This is a genomic window from Qingrenia yutianensis (genome assembly GCF_014385105.1).
GTDB lineage: Bacteria > Bacillota > Clostridia > UMGS1810 > UMGS1810 > Qingrenia > Qingrenia yutianensis.
The window spans coordinates 1-672 of record NZ_JACRTE010000092.1 but is presented as its reverse complement, the minus strand read 5'-3'; the positions used below and the strand labels follow the sequence as shown (position 1 = coordinate 672).

At 44.3% G+C, this 672-nt stretch carries 1 protein-coding gene; it reads left to right on the top strand.

The features are described 5' to 3' along the window. Positions 1-90 precede the first annotated feature (90 nt). Positions 91-672: hypothetical protein (locus H8706_RS12245; RefSeq protein WP_262432859.1), on the top strand; the 582-nt coding region annotated here is incomplete at its 3' end.

Here is a 672-nt window from a genome sequence, read left to right as displayed (position 1 = left end):
ATACCTAAAATTTGTCCGGAATGACGAGAAACTATCAAGCCGAGCAGAAAGGACTGCGACAACAAACTGAAAGGCGAGAAAGGAGCAAAAATGAAAAGAGAAGATGTGAAAAAGATATTCGGTGAGGCTTCTGACGAACAGATTACCGCTTTACTGAACATCAATTCGGCAGATATTGGTAAGGCTAAAGGCGATTACGACAAGCTGAAAGGCGATTTTGATACGCAGAAAAGCACACTTGCCGATCTTACAAAAGAGCTTGACACCTTAAAAGAAACCAATGCTTCGGCGGAGGACTGGAAAGAGAAATACCAAAAGCTTTCGGACGACATTGAAGTACAGAAAAAGAAAACCGAGGAGGAACGGCAGAAAGCGGAAAAAGACGCCGAAATTTTAAGCCGTTACGAGGCGGCGGCAGTGTCTAAAGACGGCAAACCGCTCAAATGGACACACGAGGCAATTAAAAACGACTATTTGAAAAAGTTTTCGCAGGCTCTTGAGGATAAGGCTAATGCCGGCAAATCCGACGCGGATATTTTTAATATGCTGACAAAGGACGACGGTGTTGCCTTTGACATTCCGCGTGAAACTACGGTGTATGAGAGCGGCGGAAGCGGATTTTCGAATAGCTTGGACGATGCAAAAATCGACGCTATTATGGGAATAACAACA